The following is a 14713-nucleotide window of genomic DNA, read 5'->3' on the forward strand; positions in this document are numbered from 1 at the left end:
CTCTCACACTTTCTTTTAAATTATTAAACTTTTCTATTCATTACAGTCGATACGTCTGAAAAATTGTTGAGTAAATATCCACTGCTTCCATCAATTCATCCGCATCTATCCACTCATCTGCCGTATGTGCTTCATTAATACTGCCAGGCCCAAAAACAACGGTCGGAATACCTGCAGGCTGAATTTTACTTGCATCACAACCAAATTGTAAACCTACAAAGTCAAAGTCTGGTCGAATCTGTTGGATCACATCTGACAGAGCCACTAATTCCCTAGTAGAAAGATCATTCGTCAAAGGTGGGTCGATTAAATATGGTTTTTGCCAAACAAGATCCTCCCATAAGCTAAAACTTACTTTCTGTTTGACGAGTAGTCTCAAATCATCGAGTGACTCTTGCCAATTTTCCTGTGGATTTAGTCGCCGATCCACATGAATCGAGCATTGATCTGGAATAATATTCACTTGTTCTCCACCAGAAATTAGCGTTACACTTAAGGAGCTTTTCCCACATAAGGGATGAACGATACCTTCAACCGCTTGCTTTGCATCCTCCTTCAAAACCATAACGACTTCAGCCATCTTTTCTACTGCATTTTCCCCATTCCAAGGAGTTGATGAGTGGGCGTTTTTTCCAATCGTTTCAAGGACGAAACGAATACTTCCTTTATGAAAAGCACCGAATTCCAATTGTGTTGGTTCTCCAACAATAGCTAAATCTGCCGAAACAGATTGCTCAACTAGATGGTCGACTCCCCGATGTTTATGTTCCTCATCCACGACTGCAGCAAGTATAATATTGACCGGTAATTTCCCGTCCTGTTCCTCTAATGCTTTTCTCAAACCGATGATCATTGCTGTTAGTTGCCCCTTTGCATCACAAGCACCGCGCCCAAACCATTTATTTCCTTGACGAGTTAATGTGAAAGGCTCAACCGTCATTCCTTTTACATCGACTGTATCGAGATGTGTTTCCAACAAAATCGTTGGATAATTTTCTCCTCTTACATATGATGCAAAACAATTAAACCTTTCTGGTAAAACTTCCTCTTTCCAATACGAGAAATCCGGTAAATATTCTTTAAAATAACAAAGTAACTTGTCACCGACTGCTTTTTCTCCATAAAGTGCTTCATCTAATGGTTTTTCTCCTGGATTAATACTCGGTATAGAAACAAGTTTCTCCAATAGCTCAAATGCTTCTTCTTTCCAGTCCACTTCCCATCATCCTAACGTAATTAAAATGTCGATGGCATAAATACCTTGTCTAATTGCTCAATAGCTTTTTGGATATGAGCTTGCCCGTTCTTAAGTAAAAATAATCGGTGACCAGAAAACATTGCATCCACTAGTAAGTCTTTTAGTTTTCCAATATCTTCCCGGTAACTTGCTAAATCAGAACCCGGTGCATTTAACAAACCAATATCCCCATTAATAAAAACAAAATCACTCGCAAATAATACATTTCCATCGTCTGCTTCCATATAAAAGCAATACATTCCCGGGCTATGACCACGGACATGTATAGGACGGAGTTTCAAATCGCCACATGTAATGAGTTCATCCTCATTCATTACATGATCTGGTTTAAAATAAGAAAAAACATACCCTTCAGGATAGCCACCGGCATTGATAGCAAGACGAAGTGCTTCTTCCACTTCTGCCTTGCTGTTACTCATCCAGTCATATTCTTCCTTAGAAAGCCAAACTTCTTTCCCTTCTTTTTGGAAATATTCACTTCCTCCGCTGTGATCCGCATGCGAATGTGTGCACAACACACGTGACACCTTATCCCAAGGAACATATTTTTCAACATTCGCTTTAATTTTCTCTGGTTCAATCCCTACTCCAGCATCGATTAAAATTGCATCACTTCCGCCATCTACCAAATATACATGACAATCATAGTTGTTCGATAATCCAATTTCTCCACTACCGACTAAGTATATATTTTCGGTTAACTTCATTTTTTCCAACTCCTAAACGGATTAAAGATTTTCCCATAAGATCTCTCGTTTTTCGCTAGCTGACTTAATTAATGCTTCACAAATCTTAATTCCTAAAACAGCATCTTCCATTGGAACTGCTTGTTTGATTTCTGGATTACGAATAAGTTCCACAAAATGTTCTAATTCATTACGAAGCGCTCCATACACATTTCCGTGGATCATTGGAGAAAGTTGAATATCAGGTCGGCTAAGCTCTCCTTTTTCCATCACAGAGAGCGTATCTCCTGGGAAACGGTATTTCAAATGACCGCCCTCATACATTGCTTCCAACTCAACGTCCAAATACTGACCATATTCATTCGGTAAACACCACTGGGTTTCGAGCGAACAAATTATGCCATTTTCCATTTCGATAAGTCCAAAAAAGACGCCTGGCATATTAATTTCCTGGTCAATTTTCTTCTCCATGGCATATATGCGTTTTGGCTTCGATTTTACATTCCAAATTAATTGGTCAATATCATGAGAGAGAGCCATAAACACTGGATGAGTCCGCGCATGTAAAGAAAATCGTTCAACTGGAACATTTCGTTTTAAGCGCAGTGAATGGATATTACCCTCCACCTCAGCTAATTGATGATTCACTGCTGCATACCCCGGGTCAAAACGAAGCATATGACCTGGGAGTATAACGACATCACTTTCTTCCGACAGATTCAATAAATTCTCTGCTGTCTTACTATCTGTTGAGACCGGCTTTTCAATTAACACATGTTTCCCATATTGAACTGCTTCGCGTGTAATTGGCTCATGACTTTTCTCATCCGTCGCAATTACAACTGCATCAAGTTCCTTTTCCTGTAAAAGTTTCGTTATATTTGTATACGTCTTTTCGGCAGGTATTCCATATTCCTTTGCCACTCTCATTAATCGGTCTTCACTCCGATTACATATCCCAAACAATTCGACACCGTTCATTGATTGAATGGTTCGGATATGTTCCACTCCGAAAGCACCTGTCCCAATAACAGCAATATTTAACACAAAAATCACTCCAACACATTATTCTTCTATTTCTTTTGTTCCCATCTTTTCAAAGAATTTCTGTACTTTTTCTTCATGTTTATTCGTTGTTTTAATTATAAAGCTTAAAACTACACCAGTAATCAACGTCATTAAAGTACTTGTAGCTGTTGTTGCGGCTAAGCCTTGTATTCCCCCAACACCAAGAATAGAAACGAGTAATCCACTTCCTGTTCCGACAAGAATAGAGATAACTGCCGCTGTTGCTTTCATCTTTTTCCAGAAGATTGCTAAACAAACAATGACAAAGATCGGCATATCCGTAATTGCGATAACATTTAAAATTGCATCTACTGCACCACCTAATAATGGAACAATCATTGCCCATAATGTTCCAATTACAGCTAAAATAATCGTTGCAATTCTGGACACTTTTAAATAATGACCTTCATTTTTTTTCGGATTCCATTTCCGATAAAAGTCTTCAGTAAATAATGAAGATGACGCACATAAAGCCGAATCCGCTGTTGATATACCTGCTGATAATAAAGCTGCAAAAAAGATCCCCAACATTCCAACCGGAAGCAATTCAATATAAACTTGTGGTCCAACCATATCCGGATCAAGACTTGCTACTAATTCTTCTGAAAGAATTGAATGTGCAGCCAACCCTGGTAAAATCTCTAAAATAGCAATTGGGATTGCAATAATGGCAGCTAAAATTAATCCCCATCTTGCGACATTCACTGATTTTGCAGCAAGCCCTCTCTGCATAACGAACTGACTCGTAATAAAATAAGGAAAACCTAGTAATGTCATAGCCATAATCCATGGCCAACCGTTTGCACTTTCAGCAGAAGGAACCCATTCAGTTAAATTTTCTGGAACGGAATTAACAACACCACTCCAACCGCCTAATTGTGAAAAGATGTATGCTCCACCGATAAATAACCCGGCAAACATGAACAAGAACTGAATTGAGTCTGTAATAACAACAGATCGAAGTCCACCTAAGTACGTATAGATAACAACAATAATAGCAATTAATATAATCATCCAATTAAGATTGATTCCAAAAACAAGTCCTGTAATAACAGCAGCTGCATATACAGTAACACCATATCTGTTTAATGTATCTGCTAAAATCCAAATGACACTAATAAGTCCTCGAACTCGACCATCATATCGATCTTCAAAAATTTCCGACATTGTATTATATCTTAATTTTCTGTAAATAGGGACAAACACAACAGCTGCTAAGACACATGCCATCGCATTTAATGCAATCCAACTTACAGAAACACCTGCATTATATACAAGTCCAGGTTTTCCGACTAAACTCCAAGTAGAAAAGTTTGTTGCTCCAAAAGTGGCCGCTAACATAAACGGACCAAACGTTCTTCCAGCTACAGCAAAATCCTCAAAGCTGTCAATTCCTCTCGATACCCACCATCCGATAAATAATGTTAAAATAACGTAGAAAACTATAATCAAAATATCCAAACTTGCAATTGTATGATCCATATTAGTTGTGATCTCCTTTCAATGCCTCTTTTTCTTCATCAGAAACCATAAAGGCTAACAATTCATTTCTAGCTACTGCAATAACTCCCCCAACTATCCATAGTAAATAACCACCAATAACAAACGGAGTCACAACACTTGCATCAAGAACGGAACGAAGTAATAAACCTATGACAAATACGAGGATACTCACCACCATTAATCCCATTCCAAAACGTCCTTTTAATACCGGTGCTCTTTTTTGTTTTTCAAATAATATTTTTCCTTTCAACTCCAAATAAGGTCCTACACTAAGCAATATGGCAAATACGGCAACAGAACCCAAGATCAAAACGCTTCCAAAATCCATCCACTTTCCCTCCTAATTTTCATGCACTAGATTTTTATATTCTTCCAATCGTGCTATAATTTTATTTCTATCTCTTTTTTCAATCCATTCTTGATCAACTAAACTACTACCTACTCCTACTCCTTTAACGCCTGCCTCAAAAAATTTACGCATATTTTGAGGAGCGACACCCCCAACCGCTAACAAAGAAACTTTATTCAAAGATGCCAAAACATCCTTAATATAGGATGCTCCTACTTGTCGAACAGGAAAAACTTTGATGACTTCAGCACCTAATTCACTGGCATATTGAATTTCAGTTGGAGAAAAGGCTCCCGGAATATAAGGAATGCCCATCTCTGCTGCCATATCTGCTACTTGTTCTGAAACATTAGGACTTAAGAAAAATGCTGCTCCTGCATTTTTTGCATCAATTGCTATTTCTTTCGTTAAAACAGTACCAGCACCAATCACCATATCATCGCCAAATTCTTTAACTAGATTTTCTAAAACATGTAAGCTATTAGACTGATTTAATGAAACTTCCAATATCTTGAGGTCTGCTTCTCGAAAACAGTCGACCAAAAAACGAGCATCTTCCAGTTCCATACCCCTTAATATTGGTATAATTTTGTATTTATTTACTAGTGATAACAAAGAAACCACTCCCCTTATTAGTTGATTATCGAACTGTCCCAAAATCATTGGCTAAAAAACGTTCCAATTCTTGTTTGGTTGGTAGCCCATTCGTATCTCCTTCTGAACTGACAACAAACGCAGCACAGGCATGTCCCATTTTCACCGCATTCTCGTGACTTCGCTTTTGCAAAAAACCATGTAAAAAGCCTGCTGCAAACGCATCTCCGGCACCAATTTCATCGACAACTCGCTTTACTTTGAAAGAAGGAATAAATGTGGACTCACCATTTTCAAGTACCCAGGCTCCATTTGCACCATCTTTCATTACGGTAAGAGGAACTTCCCATTCTTTTAAATAAACTTCAATACTATTGAATTCTTCCACATTGCAAAGCAACTTCATTTCACTTTTTCCCGGGAGAAATATATCACATTGTTTGGCAATCGGTATTAATGTTTCCCTCGCAGCTTCTATATCCCATAATTTCAACCGGATATTTGGATCAAAACTGATTAATATTCCATGCCGCTTTGCTAGCCGAATCACTTCCATCACTAACTCTTTACATGAATGACTAAGTGCTGGGGTTATTCCTGTAATATGAATCAATCTTGCATGTTTTATCCATTCTTCCCGGACATCATTTTTGTCCATGGTAGAAGCTGCAGACTGCTCTCGATAGTATATGACTTCCGAATCTAACAGCTCTTTTTTTTGTTTAAACATTAATCCAGTAGAATGGTTTGAATCAATAATTACATCACTCGTATCAACAAGGTGTGCGTTCAATTCATATAATATCTTTTGTCCAAATGGATCGTTCCCTAATCTGCTAAACCATTTAACCTTATTGCCGAGCCGAGCCAAAGCAATCGATACATTTGATTCGGCACCTGCAATTGATGCTAATGTTTCATCGTGTTGTACAATAGAACGGTTATTTACCGTATTAAATGAAACCATTGTTTCCCCTAAAGTAAATACATCCATTTCGAAACTCCTATCCCTCTAGCTCTACGATTGTTTCTATCTCAACTGGCGTATTAAAAGGTAATTCGTTAGCAGAAAGTGCAGATCGTGCATGTTTTCCTTTTTCGCCAAAAACTTCTTCTAAAAATTCCGAAGCACCGTTAATCACATAAGGCTGTTCAACAAAGCCATCAGCTGAATTAACAAAGCCTAATAACTTTACAAAATCCTTTATTTTATCTAAATCGCCAATTTCACTTTTAATTACAGCTAACGTATTAATCATCGCTTGCTTAGACGCTTCATACCCTTGCTCAATTGTTAAGTCAGAACCGACTTTTCCTTCATAGATTAGCTTTCCATCTTTTCGACAATCTTGTCCCGACACATATAATAAGTTGTTGGCAAATCTTTTTGCCGGTACATAGACTGCAGCAGGCTTAGGCGCCTCTGGAAGTTCAATACCTAATTCTTTTAATCTCTGTTCTATTTTAGACATATAATCCTCTCCTACTATTTTAATAGTTAAAACAGCGTTTTAATAGGTACTTAAAAAAATTTAGAGACTTCCCAAGCGACGTGAAATTAATTGAGCCGTCTCTTTTACTTCGGCAGCTAATTCAAATAAATTTTCTTCATCTACACGTGAAGAAGGACCCGCAATACTTATTCCGCCCAAGACTTGGCCATCATGCGTAAATATTGGTGCCGCAGCACAATTTACACCTGATTCATGTTCTTCTCTATCTAATGCAAATCCTTGAGCTCGAATAATTTTTATTTCTTTATTTAGATCACTATCATCAATAATGGTACTAGCAGTAAACTTAGTATAATCAATATTTTCAATAATATTCGCCTGTTTTTCTTTGGAAAGAAAAGCTAGTATCGCCTTGCCAACTCCTGTACAATAAACAGGTGCCCGCTTTCCTACTCTCGAATACATACGAATAGAGCGTTCACACTCCACTTTATCGATATACACTACTTCGCCATCATCAATGATTCCTAAGTGAACGGTTTCATTCACGCGATCTTTTAAATCAACCAAAAAAGGTCGAATATCTTTCGTCCAGTCTACTTGATTAACAATCCGTGAAGCGAGTTCAAACAATTTAATTCCTGATTGATATTTTTTAGTTGTCAATTGTTGTTCCAGGTACTGTTCTTCCTCTAATGTTGCTAGAAATCGATAAACTGTACTTTTATTTAATTCTAATCGATTAGCAAGCTCCGTTACTCCAATCCCTTCCTCACTTTTCGCGATCTCTTCCAAAATACGAAGAACCCTTACTGTAGATGAATTACGTAAAGATTTACTCATTATACTCCCCTTTTTTAATTATTAAAACAGCGTTTTATAACTACTTCTATTATATTTTAGTAAAAGAAATATTGTCAAGAAGTTTACAAATTTGACGATTGTACAAACTTAAAAATATACGAAATTCGCTACTGTTTGTTGTCAAGAACTAACATATAAGATATACTTTAGAAAATTACAGCATTCCGAGAGAAGGGTAGTCGTATGGGAAAACGAGATGCAATTATCCAATCATCGATTAATCTATTTAAGAAGAACGGCATTGAACAAACGAAAATTTCTGATATTGTAAAAGATGCACATATAGCACAGGGAACCTTTTATTTATACTTTCCATCCAAGCTATCATTGATGCCTGCAATTGCGGAAGAAATGGTAAAAATTCTAATGCAACGAATTAGAAATGACGTACAAAGTGATCAAACAATTGAAATAAAATTAGAACAATTAGTAGATAGTATTTTCGCTATAAATGAAGAATATAGTGAAGTTATGGCCATTATTTACTCAGGGCTCGCATCTACTGAGCATTTAAAAGAATGGGAAACGGTGTATGCCACCTGTTATGAATGGGTTAGTGATTTGTTAAAAGATGCAAAAGAAAATGGAACGATTCGGCAATCGATTAAACCAGATCGTACGGCGAAACTTATTATTGGTTTAATAGAATCTGCAGCCGAGCAAGTATTTTTATATGACTACCGTGACGAGCATGAAATAGAAATACAACGAAAGGAAGTCGTTCAATTTTTGTTTGATGCTTTAGGTATTTCTAAAGCAAATAGTTAACATTTTGTTAACTTTACATTATAATGAATGACATTCAGTCATAAATCGTTAGGAGGAAATTTTTATGAGAAAGGCATGGGTTTATGTTGCCTTAACTTCATTTTTTGAATTAGTTTGGATTTTTGGATTTAATGTTGTAAACGCTTGGTGGCAATGGATTTTTATCATTATATTTATATTGATAGACTTTCACTTTTTAGCAAAAGCGTGTGAACTTTTACCAACTGGAACGGTATATGCCATTTTTGCAGGCATAGGAACACTGGGAACAACGTTGATGGATATATTTTTATTCAATGAAACAATCAATCTCGGTAAAATTATTTTTATTATCATTTTAATCGCAGGCGTTGTAGGTTTAAATATAGCAGATAGTGCAGATGAGAAAAAAGCATTGAAAGGTTTGAAATAAATGGGTTGGATACTAGTTTTCATGGCAGCAATGAGCGAATTTGTCGGCGTCATCGGTCTAAAAAAATATAGTGAGACTAAAACTGTCATTAATACGATTTTATATCTTGGTGGGTTTGCAGCGTCTTTTACTTTTTTATATTTCTCCTTTAATTTTTTACAAGTAAGTACTGCATATGCCGTCTGGGTTGGGATTGGAACAGCAGGTGCCGTTATTATCAATATGATATTTTTCGGGGAATCTAAAAGTCTCGGTAGAATTACAAGCGTTATCCTTATTGTCATTGGTGTCGTTGGGTTGAGAGCATTATCATAATTCAAGCACTGATCCTTTTTATGAACTTTTTTGATAAATGCTGCATTTATTATCTAAATAACAATTGCGTTAGTATTTTTCATAAAGTTCATAAAAATACCCACCAAACAACATTTTATTATTTGATGGATATATGTTGGGAAATAGAAAGTTAAATCTCTTGTTTTTAAATCCTATCATAGTTTTTTAAATTCTACTTGAGCCATTATACTTTTTATTCTGGCTGCATTAATATGTCCTGTTTTACTTTCCATAGAATTTAAAACCCCCATAGTTATTGCAAATCTTATTAATTTTTCATTAGATAAATTACGAGAGAACCCAGCTGCAAATCCAGCAATTACTGCATCCCCTGATCCAACAGGATTTATAACTTCAATCTGTGGAGGTGTTATTTGATAGATATTATTATGATGCTTTATAATAGCCCCTTCTTCTCCAATTGTTACTACAACCCAAGGAATTTCCGCGAATAAAGATGAGTTTAACCCTTCAAGAATATCTTCTATAGAAGTTAATTGTTCACCTAGCAGGTCACCAAGTTCCTCTTTGTTTGGTTTAATAAGAAAAGGTATACTCTTACTTAATGTTGTACTTAGCAATTCCCCATTCGTATCTAATAAAACCGGGGTACTATGTTGATCAGCAATTTCTAGTAATCTGACATAATAATCTTTGGGCAAACCTTTTGGTAAGCTACCTGATATAGTAATAAATTTTACCTTTTGAGCAAATTCAGAAAACTCCTTCAAAAACTTCGTTGCTTCACCTTTTGTGATTGTTGGACCACTTTCTAAAATCTCCGTTTGCTTCCCTTTATGTATCATTGCAATACAATTACGTGTTTCCCCACTAATATTTACAAAAAAGTCCTTTATATTTAGCTTATAGACTTCTTGTCTAATAAATTCCCCTAAATTTCCGCCTAGAAAACCTGATACGGCGACAGGTTCTTCAAGTTCGTTTAATACTCGAGCAACATTTAAACCTTTCCCTCCTGCTGTTTTTGAAACATCGTTTACCCGATTAACTGCATTAGTAGTAAATGAATCCAGCTTATATCCAATATCAACTGCCGGGTTTAGAGTAATTGTTAATATCATTAAACTACCTCATTTCTTAGCTTAATCATATCTTTAAAATTTACATATTAAATTTTTATAGTTTCCGGCAAAACGTATACTCCTATTTAAAGACTTCTAGTCGAAGCAAATTTCTATTCTACGCCTTACCATCACTCATACACATGATTATTTTTTCAGTAGCAATTTCTTTCATTACATTTTTGGCAGGACTCATATATTTTCTAATATCAGTCTCTTCAGGATGATCAATTAAGTATTGTCTAACCTCATTTGAAAATGGTACTTTTAACTCGGTGGAAATGTTTACTTTGGCACAACCTAATGCTATACACTTACGTACGTCTTCTGTCGAAATACCGGATGCACCGTGTAATACTAAAGGAATATCAACAACTTCTTTTATTTTCTCTAAGCGGGCCAAATCTAAATTAGGCTTAATCTCATAGACACCATGTCCCGTTCCAATTGCAACTGCCAATGAATCGATTCTAGTTTCTTTAACAAAGATAGCTGCTTGATCAGGGTCAGTATATTCAGCATCTTTTTCTTCTACAATAATATCATCTTCTTGTCCAACTAGTTTACCAAGTTCAGCCTCAACTGTAGCTCCAAAGACATGTGCTACTTCTACTACTTTCTTTGTTATTGCAATATTGTCTTCAAAAGAACCCATGGATCCATCTATCATTACCGATTTTACACCTAATTTAAGTGATTCTTTTATAGATTCTACTGTTTCATGATGATCTAAATGTAATGCGATAGGAATATCATTTTCTTTTGCAGCGTTTTCCGCAATTGATTGAATATAACTTCGACCTGAATAATCCATTGTTCCAGGAGTTGCTGCTAAAATCAACGGTGATCTTAAAGCGGAAGCGGCTTCAACAACGGCTTGAATTGTTTCTAAATTATGAATATTAAACGCCGGAATTGCATAACCTCCCTGTCTCGCTTTAATCAGCATATCTTTCGTATTTGTTACATATCCCATTATCTTCCTCCTCCAATTCTTTGCTGCTAGATGTTTAATCTTTTATAAATTATTTCCCCAGTAATGGCTGTCATCTGGACTTCAAAATTTTCATCTATAACAACATAGTCAGCAAGCTTTCCAGGAGATATACTGCCAAGTTGATTTCCCTTTCCGATACTATTAGCGGGAGACAAGCTTGCCAAGTGCCAAACTATGTGTAAACCTTTCCTGCTCCACTTGTAAAAGTTTTTTACCCCGTCTATCAATGTTAATGTACTTCCTGCCAATGAACCTGTTACAGTTCGGGCAATATTATTATTCATTTTTACTTGAAAATCTCCCAATGAATAATCACCGTCAGGCATTAATCCGGCTCGCATACAGTCCGTAATGAGCACTAATTTTTCTTCTTTGATTTGAAAAGCAAGATTAGCCATATGTGGATGTACATGAAATCCGTCACAAATTATTTCTGTATACGTTTGATTATTCAATAATGCAGCTCCAACGGCTCCCGGTTTTCGATGATGCAAACCTGACATACCGTTAAACAAATGAACAAAAATAGTCGCTCCAGCTTTTATTGCATTTCTACAACATTCATAACTTGCATCAGTATGAGCTATACTTATAAACACGTTTTCCTTACTAACTTTCTCAATAAAGTCAATCGAACCTGGGCGTTCCGGAGCAAGAGCAACTTTTACGATCATACCATCTGCTAGTTGTTGCCACTCGGTAAACTCTTCATAGCTGGGATTTCGAAAAAAGGCTGGGTTTTGAGCGCCCTTATGTTTATTTGTAAAATAGGGACCTTCTAAAAATATCCCTTCAGACTTAGCGCCAGGTAATCCTTTGTCAATTCCCTCTTTAACAGCTAAAATCGCTTTTTGCAAATCATGTTTACTCGAAGTCAACGTAGTCGGTAAAAAACGGGTAACACCTAGCTCCGGCAAAATTGCAGATATTTCTTGAACTGCTTTAACCGTACCATCCATTACATCATAATTCTTAATCCCATGAATATGCGTATCAAAAAGACCGGGAGCAACCGTATATCCAGTCCAATCTTCTACAACCGCACACACTGGAACTTTATTTACAAAATTACCAAAGCGACCGTTTTCCACTAGTAAATATCCACCGATCTTTTCTTCTGATTCAAGTAAAAAACGATCTGCCTTAATATAATATTCCATGTTATACATCCTTTTCTTTTATCCACATATTTCACTCTTCGTATTCGTATATCGTAACGCCCTGTACAACACGACTTATAGCTCCATCAGGACTTGGATTGTCAGGTGAAATTCCAAGGTCTTTAGATTTTGTCAACGCAAGAGTTTGAGCAAAAAGGATATATAGTAGCCCTAACTGAAAGTCACTATTAATACTCTTACTACCTACATTTACTGGAATTGTCCAATTGGCCAAGGATTCAACTTCTTTTTCCTCTTTTTCAGTTAAAGCAACAATCTTCATCTCTGAATCTGTTGCAGCCAATTCTCTTAAAATATCAAAATCATATTTTCTCGTATACTCATCTTGTGACATAAATAAAACAACAATCGATTGATCATTTAAAATTGACTTGGGACCATGACGAAAGCCCAAGGATGATTCATGAATGGCGATTACTTTACCAGCTGTTAACTCCAACATTTTGAGTGCCGCTTCATGAGCTAATTGAGCTAGAGAACCAGATCCTAAATAAACAACACGGTTAAAATCAAAATCTAATATTTCGTTTATTAGCTCTTCAAATGAATCTAGCAAGTGAGTAGCACTAGTAATTAATTGTTTGGAAAAACTATCCGAAAATTCACTATTTGCAAACAACATATAAGCCAGAAGAATCATACTCGAAAAGCTACTCGTCATTGCAAGCGACTGATCATTTGCTTTTTCAGGAGTTAAAATAATAAGACTTTTATCGTCACTTTCACAATTTTTAGCTAATTCTCCATTCTTATTACTTGTAATAATAACTTGGTAGAAATCTTTTATTATCCATTTGCTTAACGCTACGGTTGCCACACTCTCTGGACTGTTTCCTGATCTTGCAAATGAAACTAATATCGTTGGTACATCAATCAAATACTCCTTGGGATTTGAAACAATATCTGTCGTTGCAATTGCTTCAAATTGAACATTCTTTCCCGCATGTTTAGTCAGTTCCGGTACAAGAATATCCCCAATAAATGCCGACGTTCCTGCTCCTGTAAAAATAACCCGTGTTTTTTCATGTCTCGTATAAATCGATTCGATAAATTTCTTAAAATCATTTTGGTATTTTATAAAGTCTATAGTTAACTCTCGCCATACTTCTGGCTGTTGATATATTTCTGTAGTCGTATGTAGCGCCTGTTTTTCCTTTAATTCTTCTGAAGTTAAATTAAACATGAAAGATCATCCACCTTTACCATAATCATAATGTTAATTAAAATTCATTACTTAAATGTAATACAATCAAACATCCACTCTCCTTTTATTATGGCAACCACTTGCAACTCCAAACAATCCAGCTTTTCCTTGCAAAATACTTCTCTCCACTCTATTTCCCCAATCATGTTGAAATGGCTGACGGCATAAAAAATAAAAATGATCTTTTATTAGTTCGAAAAAATGGTTTTGATGATTAATAACTCCTCCACCGAGTACAATCTTATGTGGGTCGAGTGTAGCTGTTATATTGTAAATTGCACGTGCAATTTGACCGGCTTTGTCATTGAAGAAGCTATTTAATTGTTCATTTCCTTTATTCCATTCCTTAAATGCGTATGGAAGTGAGAGGCTTTGTTCAATTAACTTAAGCTCTTTTTCCATTGCAGATCCGGATGCTGACTTTTCCAATTCTTTTCCTTTATCCATCTGAAAAAAACCAATCTCACCAGCAAATCCTTTCCCTCTTAACGGTATCCCTTGATATATTATACTTGCAGATATCCCAGTGCTTATCGTTACATAGACGAACAATTCGTTTGTTAAATTGCGGACTGTCCACTCTCCTTGTGCAGCTGCAACGACATCATGCTCGAAAATTATATTACTTTGAGAGAACTTTGCTCTTAGTAACTCTCCTAATGGAAAGTTTCTCCACGGTAAGTTATTTTGATAAATGGCTAAACCGGTTTCTATATCTAATTGACCTGGTATGGTTATGCCGATATGATTAATTTGTTCTTTACGTATCCCGGCTTTATTAATTACATCATTCATGCATTGTAAGACGGATTCATACATACTAGTTGCACTTGATTTATCACTTTGTAATTGCAAGGTAGTTACCCAAGACTTCTTTTGATCCATGACACCAGCGGCAATCTTAGTTCCTCCAATATCTACAGCTAACGTATACTCCATATCAAAACTCCTCAACGC

17 protein-coding genes are annotated in these 14713 nt (G+C 36.2%); 3 read left to right on the top strand and 14 right to left on the bottom strand.

The window, feature by feature from the left end; all coding sequences use genetic code 11:
- Window positions 1-40: 40 nt before the first annotated feature.
- The 9 genes from SPD48_RS16250 to SPD48_RS16290 are packed head-to-tail and all read right to left on the bottom strand — an operon-like array spanning window position 41 to window position 7755.
- Complete coding sequence (locus SPD48_RS16250) at window positions 41-1216, bottom strand: M20 family metallopeptidase (RefSeq protein WP_336259165.1); 1176 nt, start codon at window positions 1214-1216, stop codon at window positions 41-43.
- Between the two features lie 20 nt (window positions 1217-1236).
- On the bottom strand, window positions 1237-1965 hold the full coding sequence (locus SPD48_RS16255) for an MBL fold metallo-hydrolase (protein WP_336259166.1): 729 nt from the start codon (window positions 1963-1965) through the stop codon (window positions 1237-1239).
- Window positions 1966-1986: 21 nt separating this feature from the next.
- Window positions 1987-2991, bottom strand: coding sequence for a Gfo/Idh/MocA family protein (locus SPD48_RS16260; protein ID WP_336259167.1), 1005 nt, complete (start codon window positions 2989-2991; stop codon window positions 1987-1989).
- Between the two features lie 18 nt (window positions 2992-3009).
- Complete coding sequence (locus tag SPD48_RS16265) at window positions 3010-4494, bottom strand: sodium:solute symporter family protein (protein ID WP_336259168.1); 1485 nt, start codon at window positions 4492-4494, stop codon at window positions 3010-3012.
- A 1-nt stretch (window position 4495) separates the two neighbouring features.
- On the bottom strand, window positions 4496-4843 hold the full coding sequence (locus tag SPD48_RS16270; protein ID WP_336259169.1) for a hypothetical protein: 348 nt from the start codon (window positions 4841-4843) through the stop codon (window positions 4496-4498).
- 12 nt (window positions 4844-4855) lie between these two features.
- Window positions 4856-5527: a bifunctional 4-hydroxy-2-oxoglutarate aldolase/2-dehydro-3-deoxy-phosphogluconate aldolase gene (locus SPD48_RS16275; protein ID WP_336259170.1), complete on the bottom strand. Its 672-nt coding sequence runs from the start codon at window positions 5525-5527 to the stop codon at window positions 4856-4858.
- A complete protein-coding gene (locus SPD48_RS16280) occupies window positions 5505-6452 on the bottom strand; it encodes a sugar kinase (protein WP_336259171.1) in 948 nt (315 codons plus the stop codon). The genes SPD48_RS16275 and SPD48_RS16280 overlap by 23 nt, the downstream gene beginning before the upstream one ends.
- A gap of 10 nt (window positions 6453-6462) precedes the next feature.
- A complete protein-coding gene (locus SPD48_RS16285; RefSeq protein WP_336259172.1) occupies window positions 6463-6930 on the bottom strand; it encodes a RidA family protein in 468 nt (155 codons plus the stop codon).
- Window positions 6931-6990: 60 nt separating this feature from the next.
- Window positions 6991-7755, bottom strand: a complete 765-nt coding sequence (locus SPD48_RS16290; RefSeq protein WP_336259173.1) for an IclR family transcriptional regulator — start codon at window positions 7753-7755, stop codon at window positions 6991-6993.
- Window positions 7756-7959: 204 nt separating this feature from the next.
- Between SPD48_RS16290 and SPD48_RS16295 the strand changes: the two genes are divergently transcribed.
- From SPD48_RS16295 to SPD48_RS16305, 3 genes are all read left to right on the top strand, one after another.
- Window positions 7960-8544: a TetR family transcriptional regulator gene (locus SPD48_RS16295; protein WP_336259174.1), complete on the top strand. Its 585-nt coding sequence runs from the start codon at window positions 7960-7962 to the stop codon at window positions 8542-8544.
- Between the two features lie 64 nt (window positions 8545-8608).
- Window positions 8609-8956: a DMT family transporter gene (locus SPD48_RS16300; protein WP_336259175.1), complete on the top strand. Its 348-nt coding sequence runs from the start codon at window positions 8609-8611 to the stop codon at window positions 8954-8956.
- Complete coding sequence (locus SPD48_RS16305; RefSeq protein ID WP_336259176.1) at window positions 8957-9271, top strand: DMT family transporter; 315 nt, start codon at window positions 8957-8959, stop codon at window positions 9269-9271.
- A gap of 176 nt (window positions 9272-9447) precedes the next feature.
- Here SPD48_RS16305 and SPD48_RS16310 read toward each other — a convergent pair whose 3' ends face one another.
- From SPD48_RS16310 to SPD48_RS16330, 5 genes are all read right to left on the bottom strand, one after another.
- Window positions 9448-10374 (bottom strand): hexose kinase, encoded by a 927-nt coding sequence (locus SPD48_RS16310; RefSeq protein ID WP_336259177.1) that lies wholly within the window; start codon window positions 10372-10374, stop codon window positions 9448-9450.
- 118 nt (window positions 10375-10492) lie between these two features.
- Window positions 10493-11350: a tagatose-bisphosphate aldolase subunit GatY gene (gatY, locus tag SPD48_RS16315; protein ID WP_336259178.1), complete on the bottom strand. Its 858-nt coding sequence runs from the start codon at window positions 11348-11350 to the stop codon at window positions 10493-10495.
- 26 nt (window positions 11351-11376) lie between these two features.
- On the bottom strand, window positions 11377-12531 hold the full coding sequence (gene nagA / locus SPD48_RS16320; RefSeq protein ID WP_336259179.1) for an N-acetylglucosamine-6-phosphate deacetylase: 1155 nt from the start codon (window positions 12529-12531) through the stop codon (window positions 11377-11379).
- Window positions 12532-12562: 31 nt separating this feature from the next.
- Entirely contained in the window at window positions 12563-13735 is a 1173-nt protein-coding gene (locus tag SPD48_RS16325; protein ID WP_336259180.1) for an SIS domain-containing protein, read from the bottom strand.
- Between the two features lie 66 nt (window positions 13736-13801).
- The gene (locus tag SPD48_RS16330) at window positions 13802-14695 is read right to left on the bottom strand and encodes an ROK family protein (RefSeq protein ID WP_336259181.1); all 894 of its coding nucleotides are present in this window, start codon (window positions 14693-14695) and stop codon (window positions 13802-13804) included.
- Window positions 14696-14713: the final 18 nt, after the last annotated feature.

The organism is Pseudogracilibacillus sp. SE30717A (assembly GCF_037071985.1).
Taxonomy (GTDB): Bacteria; Bacillota; Bacilli; order Bacillales; family Amphibacillaceae; genus Pseudogracilibacillus.

What these genes read in the sequence shown, in the direction of transcription:
- SPD48_RS16285 (WP_336259172.1), bottom strand. Translation starts at nt 6,930, where the DNA reads ATGTCTAAAATAGAACAGAGATTAAAAGAATTAGGTATTGAACTTCCA.
- SPD48_RS16280 (WP_336259171.1), bottom strand. Translation starts at nt 6,452, where the DNA reads ATGGATGTATTTACTTTAGGGGAAACAATGGTTTCATTTAATACGGTA.
- gatY (WP_336259178.1), bottom strand. Translation starts at nt 11,350, where the DNA reads ATGGGATATGTAACAAATACGAAAGATATGCTGATTAAAGCGAGACAG.
- nagA (WP_336259179.1), bottom strand. Translation starts at nt 12,531, where the DNA reads ATGGAATATTATATTAAGGCAGATCGTTTTTTACTTGAATCAGAAGAA.
- SPD48_RS16255 (WP_336259166.1), bottom strand. Translation starts at nt 1,965, where the DNA reads ATGAAGTTAACCGAAAATATATACTTAGTCGGTAGTGGAGAAATTGGA.
- SPD48_RS16330 (WP_336259181.1), bottom strand. Translation starts at nt 14,695, where the DNA reads ATGGAGTATACGTTAGCTGTAGATATTGGAGGAACTAAGATTGCCGCT.
- SPD48_RS16295 (WP_336259174.1), top strand. Translation starts at nt 7,960, where the DNA reads ATGGGAAAACGAGATGCAATTATCCAATCATCGATTAATCTATTTAAG.
- SPD48_RS16305 (WP_336259176.1), top strand. Translation starts at nt 8,957, where the DNA reads ATGGGTTGGATACTAGTTTTCATGGCAGCAATGAGCGAATTTGTCGGC.
- SPD48_RS16325 (WP_336259180.1), bottom strand. Translation starts at nt 13,735, where the DNA reads ATGTTTAATTTAACTTCAGAAGAATTAAAGGAAAAACAGGCGCTACAT.
- SPD48_RS16310 (WP_336259177.1), bottom strand. Translation starts at nt 10,374, where the DNA reads ATGATATTAACAATTACTCTAAACCCGGCAGTTGATATTGGATATAAG.
- SPD48_RS16290 (WP_336259173.1), bottom strand. Translation starts at nt 7,755, where the DNA reads ATGAGTAAATCTTTACGTAATTCATCTACAGTAAGGGTTCTTCGTATT.
- SPD48_RS16265 (WP_336259168.1), bottom strand. Translation starts at nt 4,494, where the DNA reads ATGGATCATACAATTGCAAGTTTGGATATTTTGATTATAGTTTTCTAC.
- SPD48_RS16275 (WP_336259170.1), bottom strand. Translation starts at nt 5,527, where the DNA reads ATGATTTTGGGACAGTTCGATAATCAACTAATAAGGGGAGTGGTTTCT.
- SPD48_RS16270 (WP_336259169.1), bottom strand. Translation starts at nt 4,843, where the DNA reads ATGGATTTTGGAAGCGTTTTGATCTTGGGTTCTGTTGCCGTATTTGCC.
- SPD48_RS16300 (WP_336259175.1), top strand. Translation starts at nt 8,609, where the DNA reads ATGAGAAAGGCATGGGTTTATGTTGCCTTAACTTCATTTTTTGAATTA.